This is a genomic window from Pseudomonas tensinigenes, from assembly GCF_014268445.2.
Lineage (GTDB): Bacteria > Pseudomonadota > Gammaproteobacteria > Pseudomonadales > Pseudomonadaceae > Aquipseudomonas > Aquipseudomonas tensinigenes.
The window spans coordinates 1,069,978-1,082,778 of record NZ_CP077089.1 but is presented as its reverse complement, the minus strand read 5'-3'; the positions used below and the strand labels follow the sequence as shown (position 1 = coordinate 1,082,778).

General features: G+C 60.1%; 11 protein-coding genes. 4 read left to right on the top strand and 7 right to left on the bottom strand.

Annotation, left to right across the window (positions count from 1 at the left end):
* Nucleotides 1–52 precede the first annotated feature (52 nt).
* Nucleotides 53–367: a putative quinol monooxygenase gene (locus HU718_RS04630; RefSeq protein WP_093442320.1), complete on the top strand. Its 315-nt coding sequence runs from the start codon at nt 53–55 to the stop codon at nt 365–367.
* Here the strand turns inward: HU718_RS04630 and HU718_RS04625 are convergent.
* Nucleotides 357–1,121: a sulfite exporter TauE/SafE family protein gene (locus tag HU718_RS04625; protein WP_186615884.1), complete on the bottom strand. Its 765-nt coding sequence runs from the start codon at nt 1,119–1,121 to the stop codon at nt 357–359. The two genes, HU718_RS04630 and HU718_RS04625, sit on opposite strands and share 11 nt — an antisense overlap.
* 218 nt (nt 1,122–1,339) lie before the next feature.
* On the opposite strand from HU718_RS04625, the gene HU718_RS04620 reads away from it, so the two are divergent.
* The 3 genes from HU718_RS04620 (at nt 1,340) to HU718_RS04610 (ending at nt 3,463) form a co-directional block, all read left to right on the top strand.
* Nucleotides 1,340–2,221, top strand: coding sequence for a LysR substrate-binding domain-containing protein (locus HU718_RS04620; protein ID WP_186615883.1), 882 nt, complete (start codon nt 1,340–1,342; stop codon nt 2,219–2,221).
* Nucleotides 2,222–2,276: 55 nt separating this feature from the next.
* Nucleotides 2,277–2,852, top strand: a complete 576-nt coding sequence (locus HU718_RS04615; protein WP_034154374.1) for an NAD(P)H-dependent oxidoreductase — start codon at nt 2,277–2,279, stop codon at nt 2,850–2,852.
* Nucleotides 2,853–3,052: 200 nt separating this feature from the next.
* Entirely contained in the window at nt 3,053–3,463 is a 411-nt protein-coding gene (locus HU718_RS04610) for a MerR family transcriptional regulator (RefSeq protein ID WP_095119576.1), read from the top strand.
* 69 nt (nt 3,464–3,532) lie between these two features.
* On the opposite strand, the gene HU718_RS04605 is transcribed toward HU718_RS04610, so the two are convergent.
* Genes HU718_RS04605 through HU718_RS04580 form a run of 6 tightly spaced genes read right to left on the bottom strand, consistent with a single transcriptional unit; the run spans nt 3,533 to nt 12,755 of the window.
* Nucleotides 3,533–6,148, bottom strand: a complete 2,616-nt coding sequence (locus HU718_RS04605; RefSeq protein WP_186615882.1) for an efflux RND transporter permease subunit — start codon at nt 6,146–6,148, stop codon at nt 3,533–3,535.
* Between the two features lie 33 nt (nt 6,149–6,181).
* The gene (locus HU718_RS04600; protein WP_093442334.1) at nt 6,182–7,018 is read right to left on the bottom strand and encodes an outer membrane lipoprotein-sorting protein; all 837 of its coding nucleotides are present in this window, start codon (nt 7,016–7,018) and stop codon (nt 6,182–6,184) included.
* A gap of 57 nt (nt 7,019–7,075) precedes the next feature.
* Nucleotides 7,076–8,374: a DUF1302 family protein gene (locus tag HU718_RS04595; RefSeq protein ID WP_186615881.1), complete on the bottom strand. Its 1,299-nt coding sequence runs from the start codon at nt 8,372–8,374 to the stop codon at nt 7,076–7,078.
* A gap of 2 nt (nt 8,375–8,376) precedes the next feature.
* The gene (locus tag HU718_RS04590; protein WP_186615880.1) at nt 8,377–9,141 is read right to left on the bottom strand and encodes an SDR family NAD(P)-dependent oxidoreductase; all 765 of its coding nucleotides are present in this window, start codon (nt 9,139–9,141) and stop codon (nt 8,377–8,379) included.
* The gene (locus HU718_RS04585) at nt 9,138–9,875 is read right to left on the bottom strand and encodes a 3-oxoacyl-ACP reductase family protein (protein WP_186615879.1); all 738 of its coding nucleotides are present in this window, start codon (nt 9,873–9,875) and stop codon (nt 9,138–9,140) included. The genes HU718_RS04590 and HU718_RS04585 overlap by 4 nt, the downstream gene beginning before the upstream one ends.
* 9 nt (nt 9,876–9,884) lie before the next feature.
* Nucleotides 9,885–12,755, bottom strand: a complete 2,871-nt coding sequence (locus tag HU718_RS04580; RefSeq protein ID WP_186615878.1) for an aminotransferase class III-fold pyridoxal phosphate-dependent enzyme — start codon at nt 12,753–12,755, stop codon at nt 9,885–9,887.
* Between the last annotated feature and the right edge of the window lie 46 nt (nt 12,756–12,801).

Sequence of the window (12,801 nt, the reverse complement as noted above, 5' to 3'; positions counted from 1 at the left end):
GCCGATTGTTGCAATAACATCCGCAGCATTCTGAATGTGAGGAGTCGTTGTGATGAGTGAACGCTTGGGTTTTATCCTGCACGCCAAGACCCGACCGGAACAGTCCGAGGCTTTCGAAGCGCTGTTTCGCGCCTACGTCGAACCGAGCCGCGCCGAGCCAGGTTGCATCGAGTACCACATGCTGCGTGATAAGGAAGATCCGACGCTGTTTATCTTCTACGAGATCTGGGCCTCCCAGGCGCACCTGGACGTGCATTCGAATTTGCCGCACATGAAGGCTTTCTTTGAACAGCGCATGGACTATCTGGAGCGCGATTTCGATATCCGCCAGATCGAAATGCTCAGCGAAGCCTCGGCTAACCGCTGATCAACAAGTGCGCGCCGAGCGCGCCCATACCGACAAAGAACACCCGTTTGAACAACACGGCGCTGATCCGTTCGCGCAGCCATTGGCCCAGCAACATACCGAGAATGGCCGGGATCAGCGCCAGCAGCGAAGCACTCAGTTCGCCGCCACCGAGGGCGCCACGCCAGAGCAATCCAGCGGCCAGCGCCAACGTCGAAACGGTGAAAGACAGGCCCAGCGCCTGCACCAGTTGATCGCGATTCAAGCCCAGCGCTTGCAGGTACGGCACCGCCGGAATCACAAACACGCCGGTGGCCGAGGTGATGACACCGGTGATCAAACCGCACGCCGGCCCCAGCCAACCTTCATGGCGTGGATTGACGCTCAGCGTTGGCAGAAACAAACCGCTCAACGCATAAAGCAACAGCGCCGCGCCCAACCCGCGCACCACCCAATGCCCGCCCGTCATGCCGATCGACAACGTGCCGATAGCGGTGCCGAGGAAGATCATCAGCAGCATTGGCCACAGGCGCTTGATCAGTCCTTTGAGGTGACCACCAAAGGCGAGTTGCCAGACATTGGTCAGGGTTGCCGGGATGATCAGCAACGCGGCTGCCTGCGACGGCGCCATAGCCAGACCGAGCAAGCCCATGGCGACGGTGGGCAGGCCGAGGCCGATGACGCCTTTGATCAGACCGGCGAGGATGAAGGTCATGATGACCAGCAGGGACAGGGCCAGGCCGAGGTGCTGGTAGAAATCTGTGAGCGTGTTCATGGCGCTACTGTGCGCCAGTCGGAGTTGGCTGAAAATCTGCCATATACTGAGGCTGCCTCTCTTTTAGCAAGAGGCTGATTTTTCCATTGAGGCTTCTGGCCCATTCGCGAGCAGGCTCGCTCCCACATTGGATGGGTGTCGTACCAAATCCCCTGTGGGAGCGAGCCTGCTCGCGAAAGGGCCAGCCCAGACACCACAAAAACCAGAGGCTGCCAATCATGCAATTCGACCTCACCGACCTGCGCCTCTACCTGCACATCCTCGACACCGGCAACATCACCGCCGGCGCCGCCCGCAGCCATTTATCCCTGGCCGCTGCCAGCGCCAGAATCCGCGCCATGGAAGCCTCGCTTGGCGTCGATTTTCTCGAGCGCGGGCGCCGTGGCGTCACGCCGACACCGGCCGGCAAAGCCCTCGCCCAGCATGCGCGCATCCTTCTGCAACAAGCCGAACGCCTGCAGCAGGATCTGGCCGACTATGCCCAAGGCGTCAAAGGTCAGGTGCGCTTGCTGTGCAACACGACCGCGATCACCGAATACCTGCCGGAAGTACTCGCGGACTTCCTGCGCGATCATCCCAATCTCGACATCGACTTGCAGGAACTGCCCAGCGCGCGCATCACCCACGCCTTGCGCCAAGGCGCGGCGGACCTCGGGATTGTCTCCGATGCGGTCGACACCCATGGCCTGCAAACCCGGCCCTTTCGCGACGATCCATTGGTACTGATCCTGCCCCCTGACCATGCTCTGGCGAGTCGGCCGTCACTGACGTTTGGTGAAACCCTGGCGCACGACTATGTCGCGCTTGGCAGCCACAGCGCGCTGGCGATTCACCTGGAGGAACAAGCGCTGCACATCGGCCAGCGCATGTCGATCCGGATCCGCGCCGATGGCTTCGAGGGCGTCATGCGCATGGTGGCGCGAGGTGCGGGGCTGGCCATCGTGCCCAAGGTGGCCATCGAGCGCTGGGCGGCAGTGCACTCGGTAACGTGCCGGCCGCTGGACGAAGTCTGGGCGCATCGCACCTTGCAACTGTGCGCACGCGACTTCGACCACCTGCCCGGTTACGCCCGGGCCTTGTTTGATGCGCTGGTGCCTTGACTCTACCGCTAGGGGCAGACTCTATCCTGTGCGCTTCATTTCAGGAGTACACACAATGAGCAAACGAATGCTCGTGATTCTGGGTCACCCCTCCACCGACAGCTTTTGCGGGGCATTGAGTGAGACTTACGTTCAGGCCGCCAAGGACGCCGGGCATGAGGTGCGGCTGTTGCGTCTGGATGCACTGGAGTTCGACCCGGTCCTGCACGAAGGCTACAACAAGGTGCAGCCACTGGAGCCGGACCTGCTGCAAGCGCAGGCCGATATCACCTGGGCCGAGCACCTGACATTCGTCTATCCGATCTGGTGGGGCGGGATTCCGGCACTGTTGAAAGGCTTCGTCGACCGGATTTTCCTGCCGGGTTTCGCTTTCAAATACCGCGAAGGCAAAGCCTTCCCCGACAAGCTGCTCAAGGGCCGCACCGCGCATTTGCTGGTGACCATGGACACGCCGTACTGGTACTACAAATGGATCTATGGCATGCCGGGGCTGAATCAGATGCGCAAGACCACGCTGGAATTCTGCGGCATCAAGCCACTGAAGACGCTGACCTTCGGGCCGATCCTTGGCTCCAAGCCAAACCAGCGCGATGCCTGGCTGGAAAAGGCGCGCGTGACCGCCGCCGTCTAAGGTTTTCCAGCCGCCTCAACTGACGGCGCACCTGCCGCCGTCAGTGCCTCTTCGGGTTCCCTTCACGAGCCCGTCCGTCGCCTGTGCACGTCATTTACGCGCAGTTGCAATTTTCAGATGGTATTGGACATATAATCGCCGCCGATCCGGCATGACGCCCGATCGCGCTACGCTATGTTTGACCATCGAGACGGACCTTTATGTATATCGGCAAAGCCGCCCAGCTGTCGGGCACCACTGTCAAAAGCATTCGCCATTACGAAGAAATCGGCCTGTTGCCCGAGCCCAAGCGTGAAGGCAAATACCGCATCTACAGCCAGCAAAGTGTCGAGGTGTTGACGTTCATCAAGTGCGCCCAGCAACTGGGCTTCAAGCTCAAAGAGCTGCAGGTGATCCTCAACAACTACCGCGGCGACGAATTCCCGTGGGACATGGCGCAACGAGCCATCGCCGAAAAAAAAGCCGAACTGGTGACCCAGATCGGCGATTTGCAGCAATTGCATGATGGCCTCGAGGCGTTTGAACACAACCTCAACGACGCCCGCCAGGAATGTCAGTTCGAACGCATCGCCCGTTATGGCGAAAAAAACCCGGGCACTACTCTGAACTGAAAACCCTGCTGCGCCGCATGACCAAGCTCGCCTGCCGCCTCAGGGCAGGCGCGCCCGGTCGTTGGCGAATCAGCCCGGCACCGTCTCTCCCTCTGTATGCAGTGCTGGAACCGGCGCATGCACCGGCGCAATCGCCGCAAAGAACCACGGTGACACCAGCGTCACCAGGACAATGGTCATGACCCCGCTGGAAAACAGCGCCATCGCCACCAGTGCACCGAGATCGACAATCGGCTTGAAGTCGGAAAACAGCAGCGCCATGAAGCCGACAGAGAAGATCACCACGTTGATCACCGTCGAACGACCGACGCTGTGCATCGCCTGCAAAATAGCCGCGTCGATCTCAATGCCCTGCTGCACCAGCAACTTGATGCGCGACAGCAGGTGCACTGCGTAATCGACCACACCGACCACCAGGAACGTCACCAGCGTCGTGCCGATGTTCAGCTCGATGCCGAACAGGAACATGAAGCCGTAGACCGTCACCGAGGTGGTCAGCAAGGTCAGCATGCCGAGCACCCCGAGGCGCACCGATTTGAGCCAGTACATCATCATCAGCGTGACGACCAGCAAGGCCAGGGAAAAACTCAGCACCTGGCCCTGAGTGATTTCCTGCAACACCCCGGTCCAGATCAACGGCGTGCCGGCGTGGGTCACTTCCAGGTTGGCCGGTTTGTTCACCAGCAGCCAGGCATCGAGGCGGTCGAGCATGCCCTGATAGTCGCTGGCGACCGACGAGGTCATGGTGTACAGGGTCAAGGCCTTGGAGAAATCGGCGTTGAGCACGTTGTTCAGGTCGGAACCGCCACCGTTTTCGAACAGCATCACGTGCTGCTCGATCAGCGAATTGCCCGGCACTTCAAAACGCTCGACCTGCCCGTCGTCATTGACCGAAGTGACCTTCTCCACGGCATTCGGCACCCGCAGATACTCCGGGTTCATGTCGTTGAGCACCAGGTTCATACGCTTGACGTACGTGGCCAGTGAGTAGCCGTAACTGACGTTCGGTTGCTGTTTGATGAAGTGGTCGAGCTTGTCGATGAACTGCACCACTTCGGTGGTCAGCACGCCGCGCGGCTCCTTGCTGTCGATGGCGATCCAGCCCGGCGCCGTGCCCGCTACTTTGGCGTGGTTGATGAACTGATCGGACACGCGAATGTGGCTTTCCGGCTTGAAGTAAGCAATGCCGGAGTCTTCGATATCGACGCGGAAGGTGAACACGGTGGCCAGCGCCAGCAGCGGCAGCATGACCATCAGGATCGGTTTGCGAAAGCGGATCATCCAGGCACAGAACGCCACCAGATAGCGCGAGATGATCGATTCCTGGTGCACCACAGCCTTGGCTTGCTGCGGCTGATCCTTGCCCCAGATGGAAATCCACGCCGGAATCAGCAACAGCGAAATGATCAGCGCCGCGGTCAGACCGATCGACATGAACACGCCGAAATTACGGATGCTGACAATGTTGTTGGTGGTGGAAATCATGAACGTGGCGATGGTCGTCACGGTCGTCAACACCACCGGCACCACCATCAAGCGCTGGGTTTCGCGGTTGGCCTCGCGATTGCTCTTGCCGGCGTTTTTCTGCTCGTAATACTCAGCCATCACGTGGATCGCATCCGAGCAGCAAATGGTGAACAGGAACACCGGCAGCACACTGGTCAACAGGTCGAACGGCACCCGCAACAGCGCCATCAGGCCCAAGGTCCAGATGGTGCAGAACAGAATGTTGAACAGCGGCAGCAGCACGCCCAGCGGTTTGCGGAAGAAGAAAATCAGCAGCAAGGTAATCAGCAGAAACACGATCGGAAACAGCACGGCCAGGTCGTGATCGATGATCTCCTGTTGCGCGGCGATGAAGATCGGCATGCCGGCAATGAAGATTTCGTCCTTGTACTCCGGGTGTTCGGCCTGATATTGCGCGACGATGCCGCGCACGATCTGATAAGCCCGCAGTTGCGCCTGAGCGTCGTCCTGCTTGGTGCCGAGCTCAGCCACCAGCATCGCGACTTTCTTGTCCTTGGACACCACCCCGTCGACCATCAACTCGTTGCCCATGATCTGCGACTCGACCAGCGCCGGATCCATGTCATAGGCATTCAGGGTTTTGTGGATCAACAGTTCGCCGTCGTCGGTCAAGACGATGTTTTCCAGGTCGCCCATCGAGGCCATTTCGCGGATCGGGTTGATCCGCTCGGCGAGAAAGGACAGGAACAGCTGATCATGGGAGTCCCAGTTCTGACTCTGGGCATGATCACGCAAAGCCTTGGCGTTGGCGTAATCGTTCTGCGAAAAACCGCCGTCGAGAATGTCCCGGGTCAACAACTGCGCACGGCTGTCGTCTGGATGGCGGGCGACGATTTGCGCCAGCTGATCCTTGTCGGCATCGTTGGCCAGAATCATCTTGCGCACTGATTGCGACATCGAAAACAGCGCGTTGAGCGTCGATTTGTTGAATACCGTTTGCGGGTTGTTCAGCGCCACCATGACCGAGTCGAACGTGCCGGTGAATTCACCCTGCAAATCGATGATGGTCTTGCGCGCCGGGTGGCTTTCCTTGAGCAGATAAGGGTTGGTGTCGGACACCAGCGCGCCCAGCGTATAAGTGAAATACGCCGTAATCGCCACCAGCAGGAAAACAATCGCCCGCGCATAGCGCTCGACGAAATTCAGATATCTTTCCATGATCATGCGGTTCCAGGTCGTCGGGGTCGGCGCTTAGCGGGCAGACACGGCAAAGTCCGGCAGGTCACCGGTTTTCAGCCCGCGCTTGATGGCGGTCTGGGTGAACAGGCGGTCTTCCAGAGAAACGTTGTACTGCAACTGGTTGAAGCGCATTTCCGAACGCGTGCCGTCGATAAAATGCTCGGTTTCACTGAGCACGATGCTGTCGATCGAATCGATGGTCGCGACTTTCTGCGTGCGCATCTGCTTGATCAGCACACCTTTGACGTCGAAGAAATCCTGACGCATGACCAGGAAATTCTGCTTGTCGATCCACACCTTCAGCTTGTTGTAACCGGTCTTGGCCAGCACCTCGGGGGAGGCTGGTTCGCGCTCGATCACGTAGCAGTCGCGGCCCTTGATCTGTTCTTCGCCGACGAGTTTCTGCGAGTAGTCTTTGACGCGGATCTTGTCCAGATCGGCATACGAGTACTCACTGCCCATGAACGAGCCGCGCTTGTCGGTGGTGGAGATGCGGCGGGTCTGGCGACTGACCGGCAGGTACATCCACTGGCTGTCTTCCAGGCCGAGGGTTTCGTGCGGGTTTTCGATGTGGAAGGCCACGTCACGCACGTCAGTCGGCGCGGAAAAGTACATGCTGAACTTGTCGCTGTCCGGGTAATCCTTTTGCAGGTAGGTGAACTCGCGAACCCGGGTATTGCCTTTCTTGTCATGCAGGATCAGCGAAACCTGGGACATGAAGCTGTTCCCGTCATTGCGATCGCGTACCTGACGGATGATCTCATCGGCATTGCCAGCCTCGGCGGCACTGGCGCAGGCGCTACCGAGGATCAGTGCGGCGGTGGTCAGACTTTTCAAAAACGGCAACATAACAACTTCCTTTTCGTTGGATGAGTGCACCTGCGCGAGAGCGGCAGGCGTGATGGGTCAGAACAGATAACCGGCCGACAGCCGCACTTGATCGCGCTTGCTGTACTCGCCGAAAGTCTTCTCGGGCTTGCCGAAGAACACGTCGACTTCCAGGCCGAGCTTGATGTAGTCGACCGGCTTGTAGGTGAAGATGCCTTGCAGCAAGGCGTCGTCCTGAAACGGCGGTGAGCCAGCGACCACCAGACGACTCTTGAGACGATCCTGCCAATGGGTGCCTTCGGCCGACAGGGTGAACAGCGGTTCGCGCTTGTCCTGCAACATGCCGTCCTGCCAGTCGAGCAACACCTGCTCCTGCCATTGCGCGGAGATCAGCCAGTCGCGCAACAGGTAGTCGACGCCCAGCAGCGACTTGACCATCGGCGTGCTGTCGGCACCGTAGGCGCGCGTCGGATTGGTCACTCGCCAGTTGTCGAAATACGCGACCTCGCTGCGCACCACGATGCTGTGCCCGGCGTCGATCGCCAGCCCGGCACCGCCCATGGTGTAACGGGGAAACTGCCGTTCCAGCCGCGTGCGACCGTCATCGGCGAGGCCTTCGACGGCGTACACCGGGTCTTGCTGACGGGCGCTCAAGGCAACAAAACTGGTGTCCACCGCGCCGATCCGGCCGTTGGCGCTCAGGCCATAGGAATAGCCCTTGTCGCCGTCATAGCCGGGTTTGGAATCGACCAGGAAATACTGCGGGTCCGGCGTAGCAAACAGTGGCGCGGCAAACTCACTGCCCTCAACCGGCGCCCGGTTTTTCACGAAGTCAGTGATCCACAGCGCCTCCAGTTCCCACTCGCCCACCGGTTGTGCAAAACGCACCATGGGCACGGCGATGCGACTGTCTTCGAGCAGCGGCGTCAGGCCATCGCGATAGTCCAGCGGGTTGATCTGATCGAGCACGCGCAATTCATCCGCGCGGCCCCAGACCACTTGCTGCCAGCCCACTGTCACTTCACCGTCACCCAGCGAATGGCCGACGTAGAGGTGCCGCCAATCGGCGTCGAAACGGTACTTGTCCCGCGCCCGTTCGCTGTACGGATTGTTGCCGTCATAACGCGCGTCGTAACGCACGCGGCCCTTGGCCTTGTAGTAACCGCCCTCCCAGTTGTCTTCCAGGTTGGCCTTGAAGTACACGGCTTTCTGCGTGACCTGATCGTCACCGTGCAGGCGCAAAGCCGTGGCCACGCCGACTTCACCGTCGGCGTAATCGGGCTTCAGATCAGCGACGGTAAATTCGGCCATCGCGGTGGGCGCAGCCATGCACGCCCACACCGCACCCACGACGTGACTGTTGTGAAATCGAGGCATCGCTACATTCCCAACCCGACACCGCCATCAATCACCAGACTCTGCGCGGTCACCCCGCCAGCCTCGGGGCTGGCCAGGTAACGCACCATCGCCGCCACTTCTTCGCTCTGGATGAAACGGCGCATCGGCAGTTTCTTCTTCGCGTTGCGCACGATCTGTTCCTGGGTCAAACCGGCAATCGCCGCTTGCGTCGCCAGTTCACCCTGCAACATCGGCGTATCGATCCACGCCGGCAGAATCGCATTGACGGTGATCTGCCGCGAAGCGAGATCCAGCGCCAGCGCCTTGGTCATGCCGACGATGCCGTGCTTGGACGCGCAGTACGCGGTGTTGCGCACCTTGCCGGCACGGCCGAGGATCGACGACATATTGATGATCCGCCCACGGTCGGGCATCAGTGCCAGACACAACGAGGTCACATAGAACGTACCGTTGAGATTGACCGAAATCACCTTGTGCCAGTTGTGCAGATCCTCCGGCTCGTTCTCGTTGCAGATGCCGGCACTGTTGACCAGCACATCAACGTAATCGACTTGCGAACCGAGGGTTTTAAAGAACGCTTGCATGGCCGGCAGGTCGGCAATGTTCGCCGCATGGGTTTCGACCCGCGCCTTGATCTGCTCCTGCTGCTCGTCGACCCAGCGCTGCAGTTCGGCCAGATCGAGATCCAGCAGGATCAGGCGATTGTCGGCGTCGGCGGCAAAGTTCTCGGCGACCGCGCGGCCGATGCCTTTGGCCGCACCGGTGATCAGAATGGTTCGGCTCATGGCATTTTCAACCCGCCGTTGACCGACAGGACCTCCCCGGTCAGGTACAAACCGCGATCGGCGAGGTACAGCACCGCTTCGGCAATTTCCTCCGGTTCGGCGTAGCGTTTGATCAGCAGGCGCGACTGGATTTCTTCTTCCTGACTGCCGATCAGCGCCGTACTCATCTCGGTCTTGACGATGCCCGGGGCGACCGCGTTGACGCGAATGTTGCGCGGCGCCAGCTCCACCGCCAAGGCACGGGTCAAGGATTCGACCCCGCCCTTGGCAGCGGCATAGTTGCTTTGGCCTTTGCCGGGCTTCTGCGCCGCCACCGAACTGATGTTGACGATGCAACCGCTGCGCTGGCGCAACATGCCCGGCACCACCTGCTGACAGCAAAGCATCGTGCCAATCAGGTTGGTCTGGATCACCTCGACCAGGTCGCGCGCTGACATCGTCGCCAGCAAACCATCGCGGGTGATGCCGGCGTTATTGACCAACAGATCGATACGCTGAAAATGCTGATCGACCCGCTCAAAAAACACCTTGATGCTGTCGCCGCTGCTGACATCGCACTGCAACGCCAGGCAATCGATCCCCGACGCCTGAACCTCATCGCGCAAGGCCATTGCCGCGACTTCATCGCGCACGTAACTGAACGCGATCTGATAACCCGCCCCGGCCAGGGTCTGGACAATCGCCCGACCGATGCCACGACTGCCACCGGTCACCACTGCTACTTTATTCGGCATGACCGTTCCTTAGAGCGAGTTGTCGGTTTTGAACTGGGCGAGGCTGAAGCCGTGAGTCGCCGCCAGTGCACGAATCTGCTGCACTTGCTCGCGGCTGATGTCGCCGTAGGAGTAGTGCTGTTTCATCCCGGACAGGCCCATCAGCACCGACTCGGCCATGCACGCGTACAACTGACCTTGCTTGAGATAGGCGCGAACGTTTTTCACCAGGCCATCACCCAGCGGCGTCTGCACGATGCCGCCGTGCATGTAGAGCACGTCGCTGCGTTGGCTGGCGAGGTTCTGGTCAACGTTCAGCGGAACGGCGATGTCGCAGATCACACTGTTTTCGGCGAAGTGCTCGGCAAAAAGAAACGGCTGCGGTGCGTTCGCCGCGCAGAGCACGATGCGTGCCTGTTTCAGCACATCAAGATCGTTGCTGACGGTGATGAAGGCGTTCGCGCCCAAGCGTTCTTCGACCAGTTTCGCCACGCGCACGCCTAGATCGGCACTGCTGCCATGGGCCTGCAACAGCGCATCAATACCGTCGATTTGCTGCAAGCGACGGGCAAGACGGTCGTGCTCGGCGACGCCCTTGAGAATCGCGCGGGCGGCTTCGGCATAAATCTGTTGCGCGGTTTTTTCCAGACGACGCAGGGAACCGTCGCGGCCGCTGCCGATGAGGATCAGGTGCTCGACACTGGTCGACAGCAGCGAGGCGTAGGTCGAGGCGATGTTGCCGGCGGCACCGACCACTGCGGCAGTCTGCTCGCCCAGCTCAAGGCCTTGCTGCTTGCAGCCCTGCTCGATAGCTTCCAGGCCCATGCCGATGGTCAGCGCGTTACCGGAGGTCAGCGCCATGTCAGGAATCTGCAAGGCCTGGCAGTTGTTGGTGACGATCGAGGTGTACATGCCCAGCCCAGCGACGGTGTAGCCATCGGCGCGGGCATCCTTGATGCGATTGCCGACTTCTTCGCGGATGGTCTGCAGATCGCCGCTGGCGATATACGCCGCCATGGCATCGGAATCCATGCACAGCGGGTACAGGGTGAACTCCACGGCAGTGCCGAGTTTCGAGCGAATCTGCACCGGGCCGATGGGCGCGGCACGGCGCTCGGGGGCCATGCGTTTGATGAACTCGCGTTTCTGTTCAGCGCTCAGGGTCGACAATGAAGGATCGACGTCGCTGAGCATGTCCGAATCAATCAGATGGTTGATGAACGCCACGCGAGCCACCACACGCACGTTCTCGTCAGACTTTGGGCGGGTTTCGCTCTCCTTGAAGCTGACCTCGCGCGCCGGCACGTCAGCGATGCTGTCGGCGCACACTCCGGCGGCCAGCGGGAAGGCGTCGCGGCGGCGCAGCATGTCGCAGACTTTCTGCAAGGACGCGATCAGTCCATCGATCTCTTCGAAGGTGATGCACACCGGCGGTTCCAGTCGGATCACATTGGCGTTGCTGCCCGACGGCGCCACGCGCAGGGATTCGAATTGCAGCAGGTAGCCGGCGATGATGTAGCCCAGCGCATCGTTGTACTGCGCCGATGCCTGAACCAGCGAACTGGTGCCGGTCAGGTCGTGCAGTTCGAAGCCCAGCAGCAAGCCGCGCCCACGCACGTCGGCGATGACGTCCGGATAGGCCGCTTTGAGTTCCAGCAGCGAAGCCTTGAGGTACTCGCCCTTTTTGTTCACGTCCTTGAGCATCGCGCTGTCGTTTTCGAACAGACGGCGCAAGGCCGACAGGGCGATATGGCAGGACGCATCATCTTCGGCAAAGGTCGAACTGTGGATGTAGCTGAAATCGTTTTCGTAGTGGCTGGCGCGGATTACCGTCGCGGCGATTTTCATCAAGCCACCGCCCAGCGCTTTCGACAGGCAGTAGTAATCGCCCTGCAAGTTGAAATGGCTGGCACCCAGCAAAGTGCCGGTGCGGCCGAAGCCCGATTGCACTTCGTCGATGATCAGCGGGCATTGCTGTTCGTTGCACAGACGCCGCAGGCCCAGATAAAACTCATTGGCGAACTCGTTGATCCCGCCCTCGCCCTGAATCGGTTCGAGCAATACCGCCGTGATCGCACTGAATGCTTCGCGGCGCACCTGCAGGGTTTCGCCGCTCCATTCCAGGCTCAGCCAGTGACGAATATGACGGGCCGGCAGCTCCTGCAATTGCTGTGGCTGTTGTGGGTCGATGAACTCGACGTTGAGGCCGAAACGGGCGAACGGCTTGCGGTACTGCTTGCCGTACGTCAGTTGAACGGTGTTCACCAGTTTGCCGTGGAAGCTGCCGCGCACAGCGAGGAATACCGGCTCGACATGCAACTGCGCCAGGTTGTGCTGACGCACCGCTTCGGCCACTTGGCGCACGGTGACGCAGGACAGATTCTGCGGCAGCAGACCGGCTGGCAAATCGAGATCGTCGATGTCCAGTTCGACGTAAGCCTTGTCGCTGGCGACCAGATTGGCGAGGGCGAAATCGCGCTCGTCGAATTGCTTCTGCAGGTTTTTCTGACGACGGTATTCGGCGTGCTTGACGGCGATTTCCACCGACTCGGCGCCACTGTTGGAGAAGGTCGAAATGTAGCGTTCGCTGTTGTTCAGTTCACGGTTGAACGCTTCACTGAGTTCACGCCCCAACTGCCCCGCCGCACCGCGCACCGACATCTGCGCGTTAAACGGCACATCGGCGCGCAACAGGTCGACGAGTTGCTCGACAAATTGCGGATCGTTGTGGCCATACAGCGCAGCGCCGTAACCGCCGAGGAAGTCGGTGACGGTCACTTCATCGCCCTGGCGGTCGCGGTAAAACAGTTTGCTACCCAGCGCTCTGTGGAACTGGCATTCGAGGCCCAGGGCCTGCATCAATTCAACGAATTTCGGCCGTACGTAATCGCGGTAATCCATGACAGTTCTATCCCTTGAGTAAAAAATCAGCTGCGTTTCGTTGCAT